Below are 22582 nucleotides of genomic sequence, written 5' to 3' on the forward strand. Positions count from 1 at the left end.
TAACGGGCCGGCCTGATATATTTGAATATTATGGCGTTGTAACTGTAGCTGCGTTTAAGGTAACTGCTGTTTGCGCCAGTAGTTTACCATTAACCCTTGCGCCTGTGTTTAACGATATCAGCGTTTTGCTTAATATAATACCGCTAAAGTTTACATTGGTCCCCAATGTTGCCTGGCCTGCTACTACCCAAAATATGTTTTTAGCTTGTGCACCACCCAACAGGGTAATTTTCGCACTACCATTTACAGTAAGGTTTTGAGATATCTGGAAAACCCAGGTATCATTCGGGCCACCCGTTAGTGTAACCCCGGCGTTTGTAATTAAAACGCCTGTATTATACTTATATAACCCTGGAGGCAATATTCTGCCGCTAATGTTACCTGCATATAAGTCTACAATAGGTGCTGGTGTTACCAGGCCCATGCCGGTTGTATATGCGGTTTGCATATCATTAACAGCGGTGGTCATCTTAGCTGGTGTAGGGGCAGCGTAATCTGCTGCAAATACTTTACCTGTAACAATCGGCGTGTGCGAAGATTGCCCGTTGGCATCCATAATTAACCCAAATCCGGTGATAGATGTAGCCGATATAGGGCTTACACCAATGTTACCTACTATAGATGTTACACCTGTTGTAGATATGCCTGATTTAGTCAATGCTGTAAAGTTGCCGGCTGTACCTAAATTTATTGGCGGCGGGCCAATAGGTGGGATAAGTGTAAAGTTAGCCACTAACGTTCTGTTGGCAAGTAACGCGAATTTATAACTGGCAGCTATTGAGGCAACCACACCGTTATCTGTCCAATTTGTAAAGGTATAACCTATATTAGCTGTTGCCGTAGCAGTTACTAATGTGCCCGAAGCAAACGAACCGGAACCTACAGTTTTACCACCGGCAAACGGGCTGGATGAAAGATTAAGCGCAAAGTTACCTGCTACAACTTTAGTAAAGTTGGCCACAAGTGTGGTATTAGCAGTCATTACAACCTGATAGCTGGTACTGGTAGATACGATATTGCCGGCACGTGTCCAGTTAGTAAAACTATAGCCTGTGTTGGCTTTAGCAGTAGCGGTGGCCGTAGTACCTATAACGTACGAGCCTGAGCCGGTAGTTGTACCGCCAATAGCAGGGTTTGATGATAGGTTAAGCGCCACATTGCCTGGTGTAACCTTTACAAAGTTGGCTACAAGCGTAACATCGCTGTTCATTACAACCTGGTAGCTGGTACTGGCAGATACAATTGCGCCATTATTGGTCCAATTTTTAAAGTTATAACCTGCATTAGCCTTGGCTGTTGCAGTTGCAGTTGCACCGGAGGTATAAGGCCCCGAACCAGTTGTAGTGCCACCGGCGGTAGGGCTTGATGATAAATTTAAAGCGAAGCTACCCGCGGCAACTTTTGTGAAGTGTGCTACAAGGCTGCGGTTGCCGGTTATTTTAAACGGATAACTGGTACTGGTAGAAGCTACCGTTCCGGCTTGTGTCCAATTGGTAAAGGTGTAACCTGAGCTAGCCTTAGCTGTTACCGTTACAGTTGTACCTGCAGTAAATGAGCCTGCACCCGTAGTTGTACCGCCTGCTACCGGGCTTGACGATAAATTAACCGCGAATTTGCCGGCGGGTACTGCCGCGTAGTTAGCTACCAAAGCAGCGTTACCGGCCATTTTAAACAAATAGTCCGAACTGGTAGAAACAATTACTTTGTTCTTTGTCCAGTTGGTAAAGGTGTAACCTGTGTTTGGTGTAGCGGTTACGGTAACATCCGAACCTTGGGCAAATAAACCGGCACCTGTAGATACACCCCCTGCTACAGGGTTTGATGTTAGGGTTACCTGCGGTATGGTAGTAAACGACCATGTATAGTTGCTTACCATCGCTGTGCGTAAGCTATCAGTGGCACCCGTTGTAATAGTACCGTTATATAACACAAATGGCAAAAGGGGTTGGTCTGGTGTAAAAGTAAATACTTTAGCATCGGCAGTTGCGGCTACTTTTCCGCTAACAATATTACTTCCCTGTTTAATCAGAAAAGTCTTATCGTTAATGCTTGCAGCAGCCATATTAGTATTGAAGGTTGCCGTTATTACTTTATTAAGCACAACGTCGATAGCTTTATCCGTAGGATCAGTCGAAACCACTACAGGGCAGTTACCGGTTATTTCGCCTTTGTAGTTGTCTTTTTTACAAGCAGTTATAATGGTCAGGAGCAGTGCGATTGACCAGATGGCTTTAATTACTCCGGTGTACTCTATGCTTTTACGCATATAAGAGCCATCCGTAGTAGGGGTAGTTTTTTTGTTCATGTAGGTTGATTTTAAAATTGTTAGTGTATTAAAAAAATATTAGGCAGATTTTAATACGCTACAAACCTACCTTGTAACTAAAGCCCGGCTGTTACACAATTCTTTAAATAAGTTCTATAATTCACACATTTGAGGTAGTAACTGGCTATTGCATTCAATGTGCTTGAACTGTGATGGAGTGATGCCGGTTATTTTTTTAAATTGGGTAGACAAGTGGGCCACACTACTATAGTGCAGTTTCCAGGATATCTCGGTCATGTTAAGCTCTTTGTGGCAAATAAGCTGCTTTACCCTTTGTATTTTAGTTGAAATAATATACTGCTCTATGGTAGTACCCTTTACTTCCGAAAAAACATTGGCTAAATAAGTATAATCAAGGTTTAGTTTTTTACTTAAGTAGTACGAGAAGGTAGTATTCAGATCATAGTTAGAGTAATCTATCATTTCTGTTATTACATGTATGATCTTTTCTATCAGAATATCTTTACGGTTATCTATCAACTCTAAGCCCGAACGTACCAATGCCTCTTTAAATTTTTGTATTTTATCTATCGAGATAGGTTCTAATATTTCAACCTTTCCCGACTCAACTATATATAAGGTTAGGTCAAGTTTTTCCAGTTCGTGCTTCACTACCATTTGGCAACTAAGGCACACCATGTTTTTTATAAAAAATATCATTGTATACATGGGCTTGCAAAGCGAGTGCCTGTATTTGGGTTTTGCTTTTTGTGGTTGGGGCATTTACTTATAGTATAATTATAAGCAGGCAAAATGTGCCTCCTACCACTTTTAAGAGTATGTTATAGTGAAAGTGCCAGATATTAATAATAATTTAAACTTAATTATACCGTAAGCTGGCTATTTTAAGGAAACAGACTAATATGCTTACTATATAGGAATACATTAGTAAATAAACGAAACTCAGTAGTTAAATTTAAGCGCAGTTAATACATATATATTATTTCAAAGACAATACAGCTATAGCTAATGTTCCAATTCCACATCAAATATTTTTTCCTTACCATTCTATTGTTCATTACCGAGGTTTATATTGGCGTGTATGTACATGATAATTATATACGCCCGTTTGGAGGCGATTTTTTAGTAGTGATATTAATGTATTGCTTTATAAAAAGCTTCACCAACATCCGTGTACTTACGGCTGCTTTAGTAGTGTTAGTTATATCCTTTATTGTTGAAGGATTACAATACCTGCACTTGGTTAGTTTATTGGGGTTGCAAAATTCAAAACCTGCCAGGATGATATTAGGCACCTTTTTTTCGTGGACGGATATTTTGGTTTACATTTTAGGTATCTTGTTGGTGCTGTTTATCGAATGGATAAATAATCCGAGGGTATTTAACAGTAAACCGGTTTTTAAACGTTAATGCGGTATGCAACAATTTGTAGCCAAAAATTCAATTGTGCGTACCATTTGGGGTAAGGCCGATACAGTGCTGTTTATTTTTGCAGGCTCGGCCGCCGAGTTTGCCTTAAACAAGGCGGTAGACTGGTTATATTTTACCGGTAAACTACCTGCCGACCCGCTGGGCAGGCTGTTCTCTACGGTTACCTACGCCCGGCAGATCATCTTCTCAGAACTTGACGACGCCTTAAAAGCCATTGATAAAATTACCGCCATACACCAATCAGTTGAAAATGCCCGTGGCGCGCAAATACCCGACTGGGCTTACCGCGATGTGTTGTTCATGCTGATAGATTACTCTATCCGGTCATTCGAGTTGCTGGAGCGTAAACTTACCGAAGCCGAAAAGCAGGATGTGTTTGATGTTTTTTATCGTGTCGGCGATCGTATGGGCCTGAAAGGCCTCCCGCTTACCTATATGGATTGGGTAATAATGCGCGCCGGTCACCTGGAAAACAACCTGCTGAAAAGCGATTTCACAACCGACCTGTACAAGCAGTATAAAAAGCACCTCGGTGCCATTCGTTATAGCCTATTGTTACAGGTACAAGCTATTGTTACCCCAAAAATTGTAAGCCATATGCTGGCAATTGATAAAAGAGTGTGGATTAGGCCCGTTTTAGCGGGCTATAAATTAAGCCGGGCATTAAAAATTGATAGTGTTTTAAAAGGCGCTTTACTGCCTGCAGAATATAAATCACAAATTAAGGGTTTAGATGTTAATTGATAACCGGTAATTAAGGTTTTAACCGGAATTGCTACCTTGCCGGCAGAATACCTACCTATATGAAAAAGTTATTAGTGCTATTATCAATAGCGTTGTTTGCAGTATCGTGCAAGCAAAGTGAAGCAAACAAAGCCGAAACAAAAAAGCTGAACCAAATGGCAGCCGAATATGTAAGGCTGGGCCTAAGCATTGGCCAGTACGACACCGATTTTGTGGATGCTTACTATGGCCCCGACTCCTTAAAACCTAAAACAACAGTTGCCGGGGAGTTCCCTAAAGATAGCCTGCTGGCATCTATCAACGAACTAATGAATGATGTGAAGCCTATTGCCCGTAAATCCGACGTTGATAGTAACCGTATAAGGGCCGGGTGGATATATGGTCAGTTACTTGCCTTTGGCAGGCGCATACGCATCTACTCGGGTGAGGAAGAACCCTTTGACCAGGAATCTAAAGAATTGTTTGGCGTTGCCGCACCGGTATACGATGAAGACCATTTTAAAACCGCTATTGATAACCTGGATAGCCTATTACCCGGCAAAGGAAACGTTAACGATAGGTTTCAAAAATTGGCCAATAAGTTTGTCATCCCAAAAGATAAGTTGGATACGGTATTTAAAACCGCTATTGCCGAGGCCCGTAAACGCACGCAAAGCCATTACAAACTACCGGCCGGCGAAAGTTTAGATTTGGAGTTTGTAAACAACAAGCCCTGGAATGGCTATAACTGGTATAAAGGCAATTATAAAAGCGTAGTACAAATAAATACCGATATCAAAATTTTTATTGACAGGGCCATTGATGTAGGCAGCCACGAGAGCTATCCCGGGCACCATGTATACAACAGCCTGTTAGAGAAAAACCTGTATCATGATAGACGATGGGTAGAAATTTCACTTTACCCGCTGTTTAGTCCCCAATCGTTAATAGCCGAAGGCAGTGCCAATTATGGTATAGAACTTGCTTTTCCGGGCGATGATAAAGTGCGCTTTGCCAAAAGTGTATTACTGCCCCTTGCCGGGTTAGATACCGCTGGCGTAGATTTATACTTTAAAGCCCTGGCTATCAAAAATCAATTAAACTACGCCCGTAACGAGGCCGCCCGTGGCTTGCTGGATGGCAGCATGTCGCAAAGTAAAGCATTAAGCTACCTAAAAAAATATTGCCTGATGAATGACGAGACTGCACAGAAATCTATCAGCTTTATTAAAAAAAACCGAAGCTATGTTATCAATTACAACTATGGGCAAGATATTGTTAAAAACTACATCGAACGCAATGGCGGCACCGCCAACAATACGCAAAAGCGCTGGGAATTATTTGAGCAATTACTTAGCAACCCGGTAAATCCTGAGAGTTTATTAAAAAAATAACTATATAAAAAAGCCCGGCCTAAAATTAGGCCGGGCTTTTTGTTACTGTATTAATTACTTTTTACCAAAGTCTTTTTATTTCTACGCGGCGGTTTAATACCCTGCCTTCTTCAGTAGTGTTCGGTGCAATCGGTTTAGATTCGCCATTACCCTTTACAGATAAATTATCGGCATTAACACCTGTGTTAACCAGGTAAGTTTTAACCGAATTAGCTCTTTCTAACGAAAGTGCCTGGTTATGTGCCTCGGTACCTTCGGCCGATGAGTTACCCTCTAAAGCAAATTTAACCGAGTTATCCATTTTCATGGCAGCAGCGGCTTTATCTAAAATAGGGTAAGCGCTGGTTTTTAATATCCCTGAGTTAAACTCAAACTGTATGTTGCTAAAGTTGTAATCGGGTTTAGGCGGCGCTGGTGGTGGCGGCGGTGGTGTTGGAGCAGGTGTTGGTGCGGGTGCCGGAGCTGGCGGCGGCGTTGGTGCAGGCTCAGTAACCGGCGGTGGCGGCGGCAATGCCTTTTTGGTTTTACATGCCGGAAAAACGGCAATTGATAATACAATTAAAGCCGAAATGTAGATCGATTTGTTTAATTTCATATTGCAATAGTTTTGGTATCTGTAAAAATATAAACGTTTTTTATATTTTTTAGTTACAACACCTAAATATTAAAGCAAAGGGGCCAATTTGTTAACAAACCGGCCCCTTTAGTTATATTGTTAGTAAAAATCGCTTTGCACAGCGATACTTTACAGGTTTTTAATGCGAAATAAACGCCTTGAACTTTTTAGAGATCGCTTTTATGTAAGCGGCAACACGCTGTTGCTCGCGAACAGACAATAGCTTGCCGCTATATTTCCAGCCGCTATCGGTATCATCAAAAAAGGTAAACTCGCCTAAATAATCTTTGCTGTTTACCACATCCAATCCGGGTATGTTATCCCCTATCTCGCCGGGGATGCTCAGGTGGTTAAAAATACTGTCGCCGTTTCTGTTAGAACGGTACAATTTAAATGCCCTTACTGCCTTATTTATGCGGCTGTAAAGCGGTTCAAAATACAGGTTAAGTATTTTACCATTATCCCTATCCAGAGATAAAGTAGTTGATTTAGGATCGTAATTAGACGAGGTTGACATGGTATATAGTTTTGATAAAAATACTACAACCAAGTATTATAAATGTTCTGATAATTTTAACAAATTATTAAGCTTTAGGTGTGCCCGGAACGAGATTCGAACTCGTACATCCTTACGAATGCCACCCCCTCAAGATGGTGCGTCTACCAATTTCGCCACCCGGGCCTTATATGCAAAAAGCCTTAAGCTTAAAGTTACTAACCGCAAAGGTTAAAACTTAAACTTAAGACTTTCAATTAGATGGATGTGCCCGAAGAGAGACTCGAACTCTCAAGAGACAATTCTCAACGGCTTCTGAGACCGCAACGTTTACCAATTTCGCCATCCGGGCTGGTACAAGGCTGCAAATATAAATTTTTATGTATTGCTATTTAAATAATTGTTAAATAAAATACGCTTTGTAAAGCGCTTGTTAAAGGCTAACTTCGGGTAAATAATTACTATCATAATGATAAAAAAAGCAACTATCTTAATTCTTTTCGCGCTGGTTTGTACAACCCTAGCATCTGCCCAAAATGCCGATGCCATTATCGGAAAATGGTTAAATTCAACAGGCGAAGGCCATGTACAGATATATAAACGGGGCGATAAGTTTTTTGGTAAACTGGTATGGCTTAAATTCCCGAACGAAGAGGACGGAAAGCCCAAGTTAGATAAATTCAATCCCGATAAAGCCCTGCAGTCTCGCCCAAAGCAAGGTATCGAACTGTTAAAGGATTTTACCTTCGACGGTGAAGACACTTACGAAGGCGGCACCATTTACGACCCAAAATCGGGGAAAACTTATAGTTGTAAAATGACACTTAAGGGCGATGTCTTAAAAATGCGCGGCTATGTGGGTATATCGTTATTGGGCAGAACAGAAAATTGGACCCGCGTAAAATAAATATGAAAACAAAGCACTTGCTATTTATAGCGTTAATATTGATCTCATCGGCAGTAAAAGCGCAAAGTATAATCCCTTTAGCGCAAGCAAGGCCAACAAGCATACGTGGCCTATCGATTGTTGATGATAGCGTAGCCTGGGTTAGCGGCAGCAAAGGCACAATTGGTATTACCTCAAACGGCGGCAAAAACTGGATATGGTCGCAGGTAAAAGATCACGAAAAGGCTGAATTTAGAGATATTGAGGCGTTTTCGGATAAAGAAGCGGTAATAATGGCTTCGGGTACGCCAGCAGTGGTGTTAAAAACCATTGATGGTGGCCTCACCTGGCAGCAAACATACCATATGGCCGATAGCGCTTACTTTTTAGATGCCATGGATTTTGCCGATGCCAAACACGGCTGGATATTGGGCGACCCTATAAACGGTAAGCTACTATTACTGCAAACTATTGATGGTGGCGAAACCTGGCAGCAACCCGCCAACGCACCTGTTGCCCTGCAAGGCGAAGCATCGTTTGCAGCCAGCGGCACCTGCCTGCGGGTAAATAAAAACACCATAACCATTGTTACCGGTGGTGGCAACAGCCGCATTTTAAGCTCGCCTACCAAAGCATTATATTGGACAGCTACTGTATTGCCTTTAACAAACGGCAAACAAAGTATGGGGGCCTTTTCGTTTGCATGGGGTAAAAACCAAACCATTATAGCAGGCGGCGATTACGCCAAAGATACCCGTACAGACTCGGTTGCATACCTGTTACCTAATAAAAATGCCCTATATAAAGGCAATACACCGCTTAAGGGGCCGGCCGGTTTTCAATCGTGTGTAGAGTATGTTTGGGGCGATACCTACCTTGCTACGGGTACATCTGGCAGTAACTTAACTACCGATGGTGGTAAAACATGGCAAAAGATAGATGCCGCCAGTTACAACGTTTGCCGCAAGGCAAAGCACGGCAAATTGATCTTATTAGCAGGCGACAGAGGTAAGTTAGGTTTATTTAAAATGTAATTTTGTGTGTTTTAGGCACTTATTATAAACTTTACAAATATTTATAAAAGGGCTTGCAGGCAATACCAATAAATCCTATATTTGCACCACTTTAACGGAAACGGAAAAGTTGATTCCGTAGCTCAGCTGGTAGAGCATAACACTTTTAATGTTGGGGTCCTGGGTTCGAATCCCAGCGGGATCACGAGAGAAACAAAATAACCAGGGTTTCTCAGCTGTTTTGAAGTAAGAGCCTCTTGAAAAAGAGGCTCTTTTTTGTTTAAACGCGGTTTTTAGCTTAGAAACCAACTTTTTGGAAATCTCACTCTCTATTTTTCTCAAGAATTTTAATGCAGGTTAGTTCAATCTAATTCAAAGTAATCGGTAACCTATTCGGTAACCTATCAATTATTCCGAAATTAGGTTACCGAATTAATACTGGTGCCTTGTATCAGTTTGATTTTCAGTTTAAAAACGTATTGTATCATTTTTTTAAACAAAATCTCATGAAAGTAAATGAAGATCTATCAATTCTATTTTGGCTAAACCGTCAAAAGGCATCCAAAGATGGTTTAGTACCAATTTGGGTAAGAATTACCATAAACGGAAAACGCGACGGTTTTTCATCCGGTAAAAAAATACATCCCGATGCCTGGGACGAAAAAGCGGCTATAGCTGGAATGAATTGTCCAGATTATAAGATGATAAATAGTTATTTAGCAAAAACAAGGGTAGAGTTAGAAAAACACTATAATCAACTTGTTGCTGTAAATAAAAAGGTAACAGCATCTATGGTTAAGGAAGCTTACATGCCAAAAGAGGTAATACAAAAAACGCTTATGCAAGCTTTTAAATTACACAATGAAGAATTTGCCGAGCGGGTAAATAAAAACAAAGGCACCAAGGGTACATTGGGGCGCTATGAGCGACTGAAAGATAAAGTACTGGATTTCCTAAAGAAAAAACTTAAACTCGGTGATATAGCGTTAGAAGACATTGAAATGGCATTTGCTGTTAATTTCTTCCATTACTTAACTATGGAAAATGTTGGGGATAACACCGCTATGAAATATGTGAAAACTTTAAAGCAGATTATAGATCGTGCCATTGATGAAGGCTGGATTAAACATAATACTATTTCGGGGTTTAAATGCACCTATAAAGATCCTGATAGAGAAACACTTGAAATGCATGAGTTAGTTGGAATGTATGAAAAAGAAATTTCAGTAGAACGTTTGGCAGAGGTACGGGATGTATATGTCTTTTGCTGCTTTACGGGTTATGCCTACGAAACTGTTTACAAACTTGAACCGGCAAATATTTTCAAGGGGCTGGATGGTAAATTATGGATTACAAAAGATCGGCAGAAAACTGGCGTTGAAGAAACAGTACCATTATTACCCATTGCCCTGGCAATAATCGAAAAGTATAGAAATCATTCTTATTGCGTGAATGAAAATAAATTACTTCCCGTTAATAGCAACGTTCGATATAATGCCTATATCAAAGAAGTAGCAACAATTTGCGGCATCAAAAAGCAACTTACTACTCATACAGCGAGACATACTTTCGCGACAACTGTTCTTCTTGAAAATGATGTTCCAATAGAAACTGTCGGAAAGTTATTAGGCCACAAAGATTTGCGCTCAACGCAGATTTATGCTAAGATCACTAAGCGTAAAATCAGCAATAACATGGCAGTATTAGAAAGTAAAATTTTTGGAGAGAAAGGATTACTGAAAGTTTCATAGAAGATTATTTAATTTATGATCACAAATTTCGGCAGGTTGGGAAAACTTTACAGAAGAGCAATGAAAACTTACACTTCGAAATGGGTTATATATTAATTTGTTTTGTTGAATTAATTTAATAACATTATATAAATTTCTAAAGAAGATAAAATGGCAATCAAGCTTTTTTCGATTGATAAAGACGAAGTGATAAATGGTGATTTCATTACCGGTAAAACAAATTACGACTTTGCATTATCTAATTTTCTACCTCTTATAGATCGGCTGGAAATACAGCGTAAAGGACAAGACCCAAAGTTTTATAGTAGGCTCGAAAATGACATTTTAAAGGGGTGCGTTATGCCGCCAATTACATTGGCTTTTGTCGGTTTGGAGTTGACAACGATGGAATTGACACAGGTAGAAAAAATAATAAATACTGAAATCGAGAGTGCTTTTATTTTAGATGGTTTACAAAGATTGAGAACTCTACAAAGAGCTGCACATAGAAAGGATTATTCAATTGAAATGTCTAGGCCCGTTTTTGTCAATATTATATTATGTGATTCGATGGATAAATTATTGTATCGAATGATAACTCTAAATAATGGTCAGAAGCCAATGACTGCACGGCATCAGATTGAAATTATTGCGAGTAACGTTTATGATTTTTCTAATTCATCCGTGGCTATCCAAACCGAGAAGTTAAAATCAAAAAAGCCTATACCAGGTGCGTTTAAGCAAGCTGATTTTATAAAAGCATATTTAGCCTTTTTAAGCAAGTCTATCAATATAGATAATGCGAAAATTATCGAGGAAAAAATGGATGAGTTAATTGCAGATAAAATCCTTGATACTAATATAAAAGAACAAGTAATTGAATTTACTCAGATAATAGACTTGATTGATAATTTTACAAACAAAAATAATTACTTAAAAAAATGGTTTCAAAATGTTAACAATTTATTGGGATTTAGTGCAGCGATTTCGAAGTCCTATGATATTGTAGTAAAATTATCAGATAATGAATTCGAACAACATGTTAAAATTTATGAAACAGCTTTTGAATATTTTGATGTTTCTAAGATACGAGTTGGCGATATAAGGAGAAAAACAGTGTACTATTATATAAAACACTTTGAAGATTTGTTTGAGTTAAATGATACAACATTAATTGATGTATTATCGCAAGAGATATAATGCCAAAGTTTGAACAATTTGAATTATGTGAACCTTTTAGTTTGTCAAACTATGAAAAGCTTCCAAATTCTTTAAGGTTAGATAAAACTATTAAGGAAGAAGGAAAATTATATAGACTGTTAATAGGTTCTTTGGATATTAAAAATAATATCACAGGGGAAATAATTAAGCAAAAAACAAATTATTCGGTTTTAGGTAAAAGGGATAGAAAGCGCTTTTCAAATAATTTGTTTACCGAACCGCTTTCTTCGACGACCACTTTAGGTATTTTAGACAAGTATTTAACTGCTAGTAATCCCAGCAATATCCCATTATTTAAAGATTTGATTAATGAGTATTGTTTTTATCATTATTATAAATTAAATGGTGTCCATACGCTGGCTTTTCTACATATTTATAGAATATTGGAGCGTATGTCATATACATTTCCAATGCTCTATGCGTCAAAAGCGACCGATTATGTTGGAACGTTTAACAAGTTGCAGAATTTTTTTAAAGGGTCTAATTCAGAATTGAAGTTTTTCAACCTTTTTATCAATGACTTTTTTGAAGATGAATTTTTAGAGTATAAGGTTAAAATTAACATAACTGCTCATAATGAAGATATAAGGGAAAGCTATTATAAAATTTTAAATATGCTTTGTAAGTCAAATGATCCTGCTATAAATATTGTCGGATTCAATGAGTTTTCTGATATCACAATGGAGAACCGCGATACTATTAATCTTTTGATTCATTTGAGAAATAGATATTTTCATTTTGCTTCCGGAGGCCAACGCAATATTACTTCATCTGAAATGATTGAGCCTAACGATTTTTATAAATTATTAAACGAACATTTTATTAATTGGCTTGCGGTTGTTTATTTTACAATTGTAAAAGCATCAATAAAATAATTCAAATATTAAAACACCCAATCACTTGCGCACGCATGTCCTGTGTGCCATAGCCAACATACCGCGTTTGCGATAGCAGTGGAAGGCCAGGACCACTTTTATAAGTGGTGAGGATAGCGAGTCCCTACATCTATCAGTGGGGACAAAGCCCAGATCATACCACTATACCCATTGTAATTGGTTGCCATTTTACCAGCGATTAATAGTAGGTAAATTTAGTTTTTGAGAAATATGAATTGGAATTCAAAGATCGTAAAAACATACGATTGAGGTCTTTTTCTAATAATCAGTGTCTAATACTCATAATAAATTCTATTTTGTATTATAAAAAATTGATGTTTATTTGGTAATCAACTATATTTCGAATAGCCATACCAAAACGAACGTTTGGATATATCGCACGAGCTAAATCAGTTATATAAATTCGGTTTTCGCTATTGATCTTTTCGCCGAATATGATGGATTTAACGGCAGAATTAGGGTAGTTGAAAAGTTCACCTGAAAGTTCATTATTCTCAGAATGAAATATTAGCCGCATTTCCTTTTCATAGCACCATTCAAGTGGTTTAACACCAAATTGTTTTGTATATAAATCAAATAATAATTTTTTCGATTTTTTCAGCCAATCAGAATAATTTCTAATATTCTGTGTGTTATGGCTTTTGACATACCTTCTGTAAGACAGTTCTTCATCGATGGCCATCTCGTGGAAGTCAACTTGATCAGCTGCAACATTGTAAACCATTGTATCGAAATATACAGGTTTTCTTTTGTATTTAACTTTAAGAACCAAAGCTCTATTTGACAGCTTTACCAATTCATCTGCATCAAATTCGATACAAAAACCACGAAGACCATCAGTGTAATGCGACCACATAAGTAAATTTGAAATCTCTCTGCTAAAACAGCAAATGCGAGCACTATCAAGATACTTTGATATACTTTGTGAATAATCATTAATAAACTGTTCACAGTATTCAAATAATCGGTTTATACCTTCTGCACTATAATCTGGTTCATCAAAACCCCATGCCCGGTAAACGTCAGCATAGCGACTTTTCTCATTTACTGAATGCGGAATTCCTTTTTGAATAATTGACCAGCATTCAAACGGATCATTAAATGCCTGGTAATGATTACAAAAAACTTCACTTTTTTTTAATCCCTCAAGCGAATGTTCATTAATTTGATGAAATTTAAAAACACTATTATACATGGGTAATTTGAAGCCTCAAATAATAATAATTTTGGTTATATAAGACCATTAAGAATCAATGTTTGTTTAATTGTCGATGCAGCATTTTTGATTTGATTATCCTGCTCTTTGGTCTTGCCTTCTTTCGTCGGTTTTTTATCTATAGACGCAAAAATCACCTCCGTTTTTGTTTCATAAAAATATAGTCTGTATGCAGCAGGATTAAATATTCGAAGTTCGCAAACATTAATTTCTTTTTCATTGTCAGGGGTAACATCTTTAATAAGATCATTATCAGGAAAAAACTTTGATGTTCCGTCTCGTTTTATTGCTTTTTCTACCCTACTGATAACTGCCATTTGCGTATCTGCATCAAGTTTTTCAAAACCATTTTGAAATTTTGGACTGAAATGGTTATCTCCCGAAATATCAAGTAACCTCTCAAAATTTCCTAATTTCTCACGTCTCGCTAAGACAATTATTTTTTCAATTTCATTAGTATTTGCAGGTTCGCCATACAGGTTATTAAGTTCTGTAATACTTCCATCACTTCCTGGTATTGATAAAGGATGCACTCTAAGTTCTTCATTCAGACCCATACTGAAAGCATACCCAGCATTATCTGCCACAACTTTAAGGTAATACGCATCTTTTGGATTTAGGCCGACTAACAAAGTGTAGTCGTTCATTATCATTTCCTCTTCGTTAGCTTCTATAAAGTGAGAATTAAATGGATATTTTGTAAAAGCGCTGTATGCCGCAGATCTCATAGTTCGATCCAAACTGCCTATGCACATCGCAAGCGAAAAGTTATCAGCAGAAAGCATCACTTGCTGAGCATCCGTAACGGTGACAATCCCGTCTACATCGTCAGGATATTTTTTTTTCAGTGTATTATATTCACTGTAGGTTGCTGAAAATGCTGAGGATATAACTTCATGGGTAATTCCGTCCGGCGTAAGGGTGTTTAAGTAAAATAAATTCATTTACAAAAGTTCAGAGGAGTTCTTTTCAAACTGGTCAAAAAAGTTTGTTGGCCATTCATCTAATCTACCATCATTATCAAGTATCGGTGATGCAACATCAGTAAGCTGATTTTTATCCAATTCAAACCAATGGAATTGCACATTATCACCAAAATCGCCGAAGCGTTTCGCCGCAATTCTTATTCCATCAAAAATATGGTCACTGTGCGTTTCTATAATAACCTGTGATCCTGCACGTGTGCATAAAGCTATCAGGTTCGCAATTTCTGTTTGACCTTTTGGGTGAAGATGAGCCTCAGGATTTTCTATTATTACAACACTGTTCTTTATAAGGGTCCCTACCAAAAGTGCTGTTATTACCGGCAATATATAGCTAAGACCGAAGCCTACGTTAGTCGACCTGTGTTGATTAAACATACTGTAAGAAATATCACTCAGTTCAACTAATTCAAAGCTGAACTTAGTGTTAGGTGATATTTTATTTAACCAGGACTGAAGTACAAATATAAACTGATCATTTTCAGATTCTTTTAATACAAGAGTCTCAGCAAGATGTTCGTATTCGTAAGATCTTATGCACTGAAGAACGTTCTCACCATTAGGCCCTATTTTATTTATGAGGTTTGCATCATTATAAATCTGAATACCACCTCTTGGGCCGAACCTATCTGCTGCTATATAAATTATTTCAGGAAAGTCTGAAGGTATTCCGTCACTTGTTATTTTATAATCTGTTTCTTCAACCGGAATCTCGATCGAAAGTTCGCCGTTTTCAAGCTGCACAGATAATCCAATATTGCCTGATGAATTTGAGTTCCTTAATTCTTTGGCTGTTCCATGCCCATAAAGCAACACACTTTTTTCTCTTTTCGAAGCCTTTTCGAGCATAAGCAATGCCTGGATTACCGAACTTTTTCCGCTGCTGTTCAAACCTGTCAAAACCGTAAGTGGGCTGAGATTGATATCTCGTTCCAAAAAAGACTTGAACCCAGATAGGCGAATGGATTTTATCATAACAGGTATTTTTTAACTAATGTATTTAATTTTGAATGGCGCTCAATAACTGAAGTTTGTTTCAGCGCGTTACGAGAAACTACTTGCTTGAAACTGTCTTTAGAAAGATAATTAAGGTTATAGTCATTAATAAACTCCTTTTTATTTTCGACCAGTATCTCAAATTCTTCACTTTCAAGTTTAGAAAAAATTGCTCCCCATGTTTCAAAAAGGGCTTTGTTAACAGGAGTTTTACGAAGCCCGTAATAACTGGTTCGGAAATTATGTTCTCCGAAAATTAGTTGTGTTCGTTTCATGGCAGACAGAAATCTTACTTCTATCATTTTCAAAGAATCAATCTGTATATCGTCCCGATGAATCCTTTCATTAAATAGCTTTTTAGTAGTTGAAGGGGCAAAATCAGGCATTGCATTAATAATTCTCATTGTATCACTCAAAAATGTGTCAACGTCGCCGCTTTTGGGATATTTTGAATAATCCCTTATCATGAATGCAATACAGCGTAGGATGAACTCACGGTCGACCATTCTGTTCGCTTTGAGTTTGTTATCGGTGGCATTCTTAAATGTTTGTTTAGATGCCAGTAATTTCAGCAAATCTGTGGAGTTACCTACGTACAATGCATGACGTATTTCCTGGTCAGTAAGGGGCACTCCGCCCGTGTTTATTCTTTTAAATATATTTCTTTTCACATCTTCCGGTGTTCCGGGATTGATGATTGTGAAAGAAAACTCCGTTTCCATAATTCGGTTTTGGATATGTACCGGTAGCTCTTTAAATTGGAAATTATTAAAACTCGGCCCCCAAAATTCGAGATTCTTTAATTTAATACCAAAACCGCTTAGGCTTTCATCTTTTGTCTCTAAATAGCTTTTGCCCAGTACAAAATCTCTAATTGTACTTAGTCTTTGAAGGCCGTCTACAACGTTAAAATTACCATCGTCATCGATCGAAACGTAAAACATTGGAAGCGGAATTTTAAGCATCAAACTTTCGATTAGCCTGCATTTTTTCTCATCAGTCCATACTTCATTTCGCTGAAAATCCGGATTAAGATTAATTGTACCCTGCTTAATTCTCCTTAGAATGGTGTCCATAGAAATACCTTTAGTATCAATGGAAATCTTCATTGGATCAAACGGGACAAAGTCCTCATTATCAGGTGTTATTTCGTCCTCCTCGTCAACCGACTCATCGCTGTAATCAGAAAATAGCTGGAAATAATATAAAACGTCCCCTCTTTCAGAAATCATTTTACTGATATTCAGATAAGAGATAACAGGTAGAGATATTTCCCTTATGAGCTTATACCCGGCATCATTTGAATTAACGTACACTCGGGGGCCGGCAATCTGATCCTGATCCTTAGCTGTAAAGAAAATTGTTTGGTTTAAAGCATTAATCTGATGTTTTCTTTCATCCCAATATTCAAGCAGTTCGTCTTTGTGTCTGTATTCCTGAGTTGGGTGTAGATATTCGGTACGGGACTCATCAAGATAAAGATTAAGGTCATTCCTGAGCAGAAAACAGTCTATTTCAAATCCCCGCTCACCAAAGAAAGACTTCAGATCTTCATTATCATACCCTACATATAACTTTGCCTCTCCGTTTCCTTCACCAATTTTGTTGGGACCTAAAACGAATGAATCAGCAATTGTAATCCTGGTTTTTGTGTCCTGAACTGTATAAAGCTTGTTATTTATTGAGATGCTTTTCATTATTTGCAGTTACGCTAATCCATAAAGTTATAATATTTAAAGGTAAGGATATGCAACAAGTCTCCAAACCGAACAAAAATAGAAATTTGTTTGATGCAAATCTTTTCTGTGCTGTCCTATCAGAGATCAGCAAGCGTTTCTATCATGGAATCTGATAGTGGTTGTTGTTTGATATAATTATCAAAAATTATATAGGGATTCAGATGGAAATTATGGATTGGCTTTTCTATTGCTGAATTTTCAAGAGATACAGCACCAATTTTTGTCATTGCAGGAGCGCTTCTATTACGTCCGGGAAACATTAATATATTTCTGTAACTGGTTTTGTATTTTAACCAATCTGCATTAGATGTAGCGCGATTAAGGACAAGTTCATAAAAGTACTGTTTCACTAAATCCCCAACGCCAGGATTGTTTTCCGCTTTCTGATTTATTGTGTTAAAATCAAATAGGTAATATTTTGCATCTATTATCAGTACTACCGACCTTGTATCGTTTTTAATCCACTTAATAACATCGGGCCGAAGTGTATTTTTTTCAGTTATTTTACCAAAGTCCGAATCAACCCATTCTGGCTTTGAAATAAATCCAGCAAATTCTCGATATTCATTCCTGAAATTAAACGAAACAGCATCTTCCCAGACGTGTTCAAATTTATTTTTTCCATAAAGAGTATAGTCCTGTACATTTGTACTTGTCCCGATTTTCAATAGTTCTTTAAGGCTTTTTAACAGCGTAATATCCCTGTCGTTGAACGTTATCCTTAACTCCTTATTAATTATTTCAATGAGGTATTCCTGATCGCCGAGTTCCTCGATATCAGTAGATTCTATTTCATCAAAAGTGATCTCAAGGTCAAGGATTTCGCAATAACGTGAAGCAACATAGGAAATCCCCCACTTGTGAATTCTGCTTATAACTGTGTTAGACAGTGTTTCATTTCCTTGGGAAAAGACATTAAAATAATATGGGTATTTTGAAATAACCGGCTGTGATCTTTCTACTGTATATTCCCATAAAACTTCATTTGAATCGTCCTCTGCTATGTATTTATTTTGGTAACTCCATATCCCATGGCTCAGGTAATCCTTCAGTAGAAAATCTGCAATGGCTATTTCGCTGGTCTCGGACGAAGAAGACTGATCATAAAATTCCATTCTGTTCCCAAAATAGCTGGTATTGATGTCATATTGTTTAAGGATTTTAATAAGTGTTCGTCCCTCATTAATGAGGTTTTCTTCAAGAATCGTTTTGCGAAACATATATTTAGGAAGAACACAGATAACATTACGAGCATTTGCTGCTATCCCCACATAGTTGAATTTTACAAGATCGTTTTTAACGGTAAGGAACCCTGCCTGTAAAAAAGGGTTAAACAACATCCCCAGTTTAGATTTAACATATTCTAAACTGTAATCCTCAACTTGTTCAAACAAGTAAGCTATGCCGTTTTCTTCAATTTGCATAGATACTATTTAATTTCAATGGCATCTAAAGCCTGTTGAAGTTCATGTGTCAAAATGCCGTTAGTATCATCGTAATGTTCTGTAATTTCACTGAACGTATCATATTTGAAAAATTGGCGGTGATTATGCCGCATTACGTCCTCCCGAAGATAAAGCAGAAGTTTATTCCTTATAGAGTTGCTTTTAGTAAGTTCTTCATTGTCCATGAAAAATGGACCTATTAGGCGGTCTTCAGGAATCTTTTTCGCGATCAGGAAATCATTGACGACTTTTCTGAACTGATTCCATTTGTATTTTTTTAAACCAAAGCGAATCTCAGTGTCAGTATGTTCTGACTCATGTTCGTTTAGTGGTATATATTCAAAATTCCAACGCCTTTTGAATGCCGCATCCATATGAAATACCCCCTGATCAGCGCTGTTCATGGTAGCCCAAATATAAAGATTAGCTGGAAGAAAGATTCCGTTTTCAATTTGAGTGTACTTATCTCCTAATCTGTTTTTCAGATACTTCATTCCTTCCTCTGATAGCATAACTTTATACACGCTCTGCCCGTTTTTACGGTCGAGTAACTGGAAAGTCTCTCCAAACACGGCTGCTGCATTAGCTCGGTTAATTTCTTCAATCAATAAAAGATAGGGTTCCGCCGATAGAAATGCTTCAGTTAGCGCTTTAAGAAACGGTCCTGGTGAAAATGCATAATCAATAACCGGTTCATTTATTATAGAAGTATTCTTCGCCAGTGATTCTTTTGAATCATGGTACTCATGTCCTGTTACATCTTTCTTATAGTAGGTAGACGGTTTGTAATTACCGACAAATTTGGCATAGGAGTAATCAGGATAAAATGTAACGCGAGACTTTCTGTTCCCGAAAACAATCGATTTGTCTTCCAAAAAGTGGCTTTTTCCAGTGCCGGGTGCGCCGTAAACAATAATGTTATGAGGCGAGGTAATTTTAAGGTCAGTGATTTTAGCCAATTCCACTGAATCTTTAAAATATAATGTCCAGGCAAAAGCAAATTCACCAGTAGGGTTTTTATAAATCCCGATTTGGTAACCTACCTGGTATGGAATCAAAAGTTCTCTTAAAAAAAGTATTCCGGCTGGTTTGAAAAATTTGAAATAAGGTTTTGTATTAGTTGTGTCTTTTATAAAAGTAACCTCAGACTCAAATTTGATTACTTGTGGCTGTGCCGATATACTATCTAAATAAACCGCCGGGTCAAAATTGGGATTTTTATAAAGAGCCGCATTTGTTTTTAAATGATTGTATGTGTGACCTGCAATTGATAGTAAATTTGACTTTGAAATAAAATGGTTGACCTGAGCACCGTCACCTTCCCTTAACGCAGTTCCCCCAAATGCTATATTGTATTTGGAATTGTAATTATTTATAAAGAAGTCTTTGTTTGCTCCAAGATAAATAATTGTGTTACCGCCATTAGCGCTTTTGGCCAGTTTTCTGTCGTCAGTGGTATTTCCTTTAACAAATTCATTTTTTGCCCAATCTATTCCGTCAAATATGTTTTCGACAAATTCATAATTATTTGTTACAAGAAACTCTTTAAGGTCAGATTGCATTTTGTGATGTAGTTTATGTTATAAATAACAATAATACGTACAAACTGGAATTTAACGGTTATTTAATTAAGTTTTGTTTTTGCAAGCATATAAGTAACTGAAATAGTTACCGAGTGTATTTAGTAATATCAATTTGTTTAAGCAAAGCAATAAGCACGTCAACAACGATGCTATTTCCTGCTTGGCGGTACATTTGAGTATCGCTTACTTCTATTTTAAAATCATCAGGAAACCCCATAAGTCTCAAGCATTCCCTCGGAGTTAGTTTTCTTATTCGACCCTGATTATGTGTTACATAATTATCGACGCCAGCGCGGTGCATTTTATGCATCGACTGTAGAAGAGGTCTTGCGATTGCCAAATCTGTTTTTGTACTTGTTCTGAAATTCTTTGTTCCTCCTGCAAGGACATAGTCACGGACTTTATCTGATAGGTAGTACTTTTCCTCTACTTCATTAACATTGAAAATAAACTCATCTGAATTTAGTGATTCGGATACTGATTCAAAAACAAAGTCACCATGCCAGTTAAACTGTTGATTTGCTTTTTGACAAAGCGCAATGTTACCATTAATTTGGGTATATCTTTTACTTCTGTTTTTCGAACTTGTTACGAATTTTACACCTTTTTCCTTTAAATAATATTTAGAATCAATGCAATCTTCCAAAAAATCCTGCATGGTATGCTCAAGCTGTATTTTCTCCGGAAAACTAAAACTTGCCTTTTTATTCCTAAAGGCCACAACAAAAATTCTTTCACGATGCTGAGGTATTCCAAAATCTTTGCTATTTAAAATCTGAGAATGAATTTTGTATCCAAGATCCTGGAAAACATCCTGCACTACTTGCCAAGTTCTACCACCATCATGGTTTACCAAACCTTTAACATTTTCAAATATAAAAACATTAGGCATCGTTTGAGATACAATTCTCGCAAAGTCATAGAAAAGGGTGCCACGAATATCCTCTAAACCAAGCCTCTTACCAACCATTGAAAAGGCTTGACACGGACTTCCTCCAACAAGCAAATCAATTTTGCCTTTATATTTTTCTGCATTAAATTTAGTGACATCATCGTGCCAATCCTGTTCGTCCAGCATGTAATTTGCCAGGTAACTCTTTTTTACATGTGGATCAATATCGCCGGCAAATATTACTTCATGCTTGAGGTTTAACCTTTTAAAAGCAGTTTCGATAGCACCAATACCACTAAATAACGTACCTATACGGATGGTTGAATTTGGTTTGGAGAATATTGTTGAAAGCAATTTTTGCGTTTCAGAAAGCGAAGTTTCAGCTTCTTGTATGTTAATTTCGTCAAGCAGCGTTACATCTTCAAAAGCCATATAAATAAGTTGGTTTTAACAAAAATAGAAATTGATAGTAATAAAACCAGACTTTTTAGCAAATTATTTTTCAACATACTAAATTATCTGGCAATTTATGTTAGTAATCTATTTTTAAATACTATTAATTTTAGTGAGTTGTAAAAAAAGGTTTTCAAGGGTTGAGAAGAGATTGTTTCCTCTTAGCTCACATTCCCATATCTCCAAAACTTTCCAACCCGCCTGAGTAAGCAAATAAGATGATTTCAAATCGTTTTGGGAATTCGTTTGAATTTTATTTAACCACCATTCAGACCTTGTTTTAGGGATCACATAATATTTGCATCCCTGATGACCATGCCAAAAGCATCCCTGTATGAAAATTACTGTTTTATATTTCGGTAAAACAATATCTGGTTTTCCGGGAAGATTTTTTACATGTATGCGGTAACGAAATCCTTTCGAAAAAAGAAATTTCCTTACCAGCATTTCAGGTTTGGTATTCTTGCTTCGAATACGAGACATATTATAACTTCGTACTTCCTTTGAATGAACATCGGCCATACCTCAACAACAATTATAAAACAGAAAGTTTATGATGTGGGGTCATAGTCTTTTGATGGC

The 22582-nt window shown here is 37.4% G+C and carries 20 protein-coding genes and 3 tRNA genes; 9 read left to right on the forward strand and 14 right to left on the reverse strand.

The features are described 5' to 3' along the window. Positions 1–28 precede the first annotated feature (28 nt). Positions 29–2305, reverse strand: a complete 2277-nt coding sequence (locus FFF34_009550; protein ID TSD67613.1) for a DUF3494 domain-containing protein — start codon at positions 2303–2305, stop codon at positions 29–31. Between the two features lie 114 nt (positions 2306–2419). Further along, positions 2420–2986 (reverse strand): helix-turn-helix transcriptional regulator, encoded by a 567-nt coding sequence (locus FFF34_009555; protein TSD68007.1) that lies wholly within the window; start codon positions 2984–2986, stop codon positions 2420–2422. A gap of 309 nt (positions 2987–3295) precedes the next feature. Between FFF34_009555 and FFF34_009560 the strand changes: the two genes are divergently transcribed. From FFF34_009560 to FFF34_009570, 3 genes are read left to right on the forward strand one after another with little or no spacing between them, the layout of a single operon-like run. Beyond that, positions 3296–3697, forward strand: coding sequence for a DUF2809 domain-containing protein (locus FFF34_009560; GenBank protein TSD67614.1), 402 nt, complete (start codon positions 3296–3298; stop codon positions 3695–3697). A gap of 6 nt (positions 3698–3703) precedes the next feature. Further along, the gene (locus FFF34_009565; protein TSD67615.1) at positions 3704–4462 is read left to right on the forward strand and encodes a DUF2236 domain-containing protein; all 759 of its coding nucleotides are present in this window, start codon (positions 3704–3706) and stop codon (positions 4460–4462) included. A gap of 59 nt (positions 4463–4521) precedes the next feature. Continuing rightward, a complete protein-coding gene (locus tag FFF34_009570) occupies positions 4522–5835 on the forward strand; it encodes a hypothetical protein (GenBank protein TSD67616.1) in 1314 nt (437 codons plus the stop codon). 61 nt (positions 5836–5896) lie between these two features. Here the strand turns inward: FFF34_009570 and FFF34_009575 are convergent, their stop codons facing one another. From FFF34_009575 to FFF34_009590, 4 genes are all read right to left on the reverse strand, one after another. After that, complete coding sequence (locus FFF34_009575; GenBank protein TSD67617.1) at positions 5897–6430, reverse strand: OmpA family protein; 534 nt, start codon at positions 6428–6430, stop codon at positions 5897–5899. A gap of 160 nt (positions 6431–6590) precedes the next feature. Beyond that, positions 6591–6968, reverse strand: coding sequence for a hypothetical protein (locus FFF34_009580; protein ID TSD67618.1), 378 nt, complete (start codon positions 6966–6968; stop codon positions 6591–6593). An 81-nt stretch (positions 6969–7049) separates the two neighbouring features. Then, a tRNA-Leu gene (locus FFF34_009585) sits at positions 7050–7133 on the reverse strand. 82 nt (positions 7134–7215) lie between these two features. Beyond that, a tRNA-Leu gene (locus tag FFF34_009590) sits at positions 7216–7299 on the reverse strand. Positions 7300–7416: 117 nt separating this feature from the next. Between FFF34_009590 and FFF34_009595 the strand changes: the two genes are divergently transcribed. The 6 genes from FFF34_009595 (at position 7417) to FFF34_009620 (ending at position 12672) form a co-directional block, all read left to right on the forward strand. Next, complete coding sequence (locus tag FFF34_009595; protein ID TSD67619.1) at positions 7417–7854, forward strand: DUF2147 domain-containing protein; 438 nt, start codon at positions 7417–7419, stop codon at positions 7852–7854. A 2-nt stretch (positions 7855–7856) separates the two neighbouring features. Further along, positions 7857–8867 carry an oxidoreductase gene (locus FFF34_009600; protein TSD67620.1) on the forward strand — a complete coding sequence of 337 codons (1011 nt, stop codon included), beginning with the start codon at positions 7857–7859 and terminating at the stop codon, positions 8865–8867. A gap of 111 nt (positions 8868–8978) precedes the next feature. Continuing rightward, positions 8979–9054, forward strand: a tRNA-Lys gene (locus FFF34_009605). A 298-nt stretch (positions 9055–9352) separates the two neighbouring features. Beyond that, positions 9353–10597 (forward strand): site-specific integrase, encoded by a 1245-nt coding sequence (locus FFF34_009610; GenBank protein TSD67621.1) that lies wholly within the window; start codon positions 9353–9355, stop codon positions 10595–10597. A gap of 150 nt (positions 10598–10747) precedes the next feature. Continuing rightward, positions 10748–11776: a hypothetical protein gene (locus FFF34_009615; GenBank protein ID TSD67622.1), complete on the forward strand. Its 1029-nt coding sequence runs from the start codon at positions 10748–10750 to the stop codon at positions 11774–11776. Continuing rightward, positions 11776–12672: a hypothetical protein gene (locus FFF34_009620; protein ID TSD67623.1), complete on the forward strand. Its 897-nt coding sequence runs from the start codon at positions 11776–11778 to the stop codon at positions 12670–12672. Before FFF34_009615 ends, FFF34_009620 begins: the two co-directional genes overlap by 1 nt. A gap of 322 nt (positions 12673–12994) precedes the next feature. On the opposite strand, the gene FFF34_009625 is transcribed toward FFF34_009620, so the two are convergent. From FFF34_009625 to vsr, 8 genes are all read right to left on the reverse strand, one after another. Next, a complete protein-coding gene (locus FFF34_009625; protein ID TSD67624.1) occupies positions 12995–13888 on the reverse strand; it encodes a DUF2971 domain-containing protein in 894 nt (297 codons plus the stop codon). A gap of 35 nt (positions 13889–13923) precedes the next feature. After that, positions 13924–14853, reverse strand: a complete 930-nt coding sequence (locus tag FFF34_009630; GenBank protein ID TSD67625.1) for a hypothetical protein — start codon at positions 14851–14853, stop codon at positions 13924–13926. Continuing rightward, on the reverse strand, positions 14854–15867 hold the full coding sequence (locus tag FFF34_009635) for a DUF3696 domain-containing protein (GenBank protein TSD67626.1): 1014 nt from the start codon (positions 15865–15867) through the stop codon (positions 14854–14856). It lies immediately after the preceding gene. Continuing rightward, complete coding sequence (locus FFF34_009640; GenBank protein ID TSD67627.1) at positions 15864–17585, reverse strand: DUF262 domain-containing protein; 1722 nt, start codon at positions 17583–17585, stop codon at positions 15864–15866. Before FFF34_009640 ends, FFF34_009635 begins: the two co-directional genes overlap by 4 nt. A 119-nt stretch (positions 17586–17704) precedes the next feature. Further along, positions 17705–19051, reverse strand: coding sequence for an LlaJI family restriction endonuclease (locus tag FFF34_009645; GenBank protein ID TSD67628.1), 1347 nt, complete (start codon positions 19049–19051; stop codon positions 17705–17707). Positions 19052–19056: 5 nt separating this feature from the next. Next, complete coding sequence (locus FFF34_009650) at positions 19057–20634, reverse strand: hypothetical protein (GenBank protein TSD67629.1); 1578 nt, start codon at positions 20632–20634, stop codon at positions 19057–19059. Between the two features lie 106 nt (positions 20635–20740). Further along, on the reverse strand, positions 20741–21979 hold the full coding sequence (gene dcm, locus FFF34_009655; GenBank protein TSD67630.1) for a DNA (cytosine-5-)-methyltransferase: 1239 nt from the start codon (positions 21977–21979) through the stop codon (positions 20741–20743). Between the two features lie 114 nt (positions 21980–22093). After that, positions 22094–22522 carry a DNA mismatch endonuclease Vsr gene (vsr, locus tag FFF34_009660; protein TSD67631.1) on the reverse strand — a complete coding sequence of 143 codons (429 nt, stop codon included), beginning with the start codon at positions 22520–22522 and terminating at the stop codon, positions 22094–22096. Between the last annotated feature and the right edge of the window lie 60 nt (positions 22523–22582).

This window comes from Inquilinus sp. KBS0705, from assembly GCA_005938025.2.
Lineage (GTDB): Bacteria > Bacteroidota > Bacteroidia > Sphingobacteriales > Sphingobacteriaceae > Mucilaginibacter.

What these genes read in the sequence shown, in the direction of transcription:
- FFF34_009550 (TSD67613.1), bottom strand. Translation starts at nt 2,305, where the DNA reads ATGAACAAAAAAACTACCCCTACTACGGATGGCTCTTATATGCGTAAA.
- FFF34_009555 (TSD68007.1), bottom strand. Translation starts at nt 2,986, where the DNA reads ATGATATTTTTTATAAAAAACATGGTGTGCCTTAGTTGCCAAATGGTA.
- FFF34_009560 (TSD67614.1), top strand. Translation starts at nt 3,296, where the DNA reads ATGTTCCAATTCCACATCAAATATTTTTTCCTTACCATTCTATTGTTC.
- FFF34_009565 (TSD67615.1), top strand. Translation starts at nt 3,704, where the DNA reads ATGCAACAATTTGTAGCCAAAAATTCAATTGTGCGTACCATTTGGGGT.
- FFF34_009570 (TSD67616.1), top strand. Translation starts at nt 4,522, where the DNA reads ATGAAAAAGTTATTAGTGCTATTATCAATAGCGTTGTTTGCAGTATCG.
- FFF34_009575 (TSD67617.1), bottom strand. Translation starts at nt 6,430, where the DNA reads ATGAAATTAAACAAATCGATCTACATTTCGGCTTTAATTGTATTATCA.
- FFF34_009580 (TSD67618.1), bottom strand. Translation starts at nt 6,968, where the DNA reads ATGTCAACCTCGTCTAATTACGATCCTAAATCAACTACTTTATCTCTG.
- FFF34_009595 (TSD67619.1), top strand. Translation starts at nt 7,417, where the DNA reads ATGATAAAAAAAGCAACTATCTTAATTCTTTTCGCGCTGGTTTGTACA.
- FFF34_009600 (TSD67620.1), top strand. Translation starts at nt 7,857, where the DNA reads ATGAAAACAAAGCACTTGCTATTTATAGCGTTAATATTGATCTCATCG.
- FFF34_009610 (TSD67621.1), top strand. Translation starts at nt 9,353, where the DNA reads ATGAAAGTAAATGAAGATCTATCAATTCTATTTTGGCTAAACCGTCAA.
- FFF34_009615 (TSD67622.1), top strand. Translation starts at nt 10,748, where the DNA reads ATGGCAATCAAGCTTTTTTCGATTGATAAAGACGAAGTGATAAATGGT.
- FFF34_009620 (TSD67623.1), top strand. Translation starts at nt 11,776, where the DNA reads ATGCCAAAGTTTGAACAATTTGAATTATGTGAACCTTTTAGTTTGTCA.
- FFF34_009625 (TSD67624.1), bottom strand. Translation starts at nt 13,888, where the DNA reads ATGTATAATAGTGTTTTTAAATTTCATCAAATTAATGAACATTCGCTT.
- FFF34_009630 (TSD67625.1), bottom strand. Translation starts at nt 14,853, where the DNA reads ATGAATTTATTTTACTTAAACACCCTTACGCCGGACGGAATTACCCAT.
- FFF34_009635 (TSD67626.1), bottom strand. Translation starts at nt 15,867, where the DNA reads ATGATAAAATCCATTCGCCTATCTGGGTTCAAGTCTTTTTTGGAACGA.
- FFF34_009640 (TSD67627.1), bottom strand. Translation starts at nt 17,585, where the DNA reads ATGAAAAGCATCTCAATAAATAACAAGCTTTATACAGTTCAGGACACA.
- FFF34_009645 (TSD67628.1), bottom strand. Translation starts at nt 19,051, where the DNA reads ATGCAAATTGAAGAAAACGGCATAGCTTACTTGTTTGAACAAGTTGAG.
- FFF34_009650 (TSD67629.1), bottom strand. Translation starts at nt 20,634, where the DNA reads ATGCAATCTGACCTTAAAGAGTTTCTTGTAACAAATAATTATGAATTT.
- dcm (TSD67630.1), bottom strand. Translation starts at nt 21,979, where the DNA reads ATGGCTTTTGAAGATGTAACGCTGCTTGACGAAATTAACATACAAGAA.
- vsr (TSD67631.1), bottom strand. Translation starts at nt 22,522, where the DNA reads ATGGCCGATGTTCATTCAAAGGAAGTACGAAGTTATAATATGTCTCGT.